Source organism: Megasphaera indica (genome assembly GCF_046614755.1).
Taxonomy (GTDB): Bacteria; Bacillota; Negativicutes; order Veillonellales; family Megasphaeraceae; genus Megasphaera; species Megasphaera intestinihominis.
Map to the genome: position 1 here is coordinate 1 of NZ_JBKKJR010000079.1, position 248 is coordinate 248.

Annotated in this window: 1 rRNA gene; it reads right to left on the minus strand. The window is 51.6% G+C overall.

What is annotated here, in order from left to right:
* Positions 1-248: ribosomal RNA gene (locus ACFCTO_RS12250) — 23S ribosomal RNA — on the minus strand; the annotation flags it as partial.

Below are 248 nucleotides of genomic sequence, written 5' to 3' on the forward strand. Positions count from 1 at the left end.
TTTCGGAGGCGACCGCCCCAGTCAAACTGCCCGCCTGAGACTGTCCGCAAGCTCGTTACGCTTCTCGTTAGAATTCCAATAAAACAAGGTTGGTATCCCACCAGCGGCTCCATGAATACTGGCGTACTCACTTCTCAGCCTCCCAACTATCCTGTACATCTCTTACCGGAATCCAATCTCAGGTTACAGTAAAGCTCCATGGGGTCTTTCTGTCCAGTCGCGGGTAACCTGCATCTTCACAGGTACTT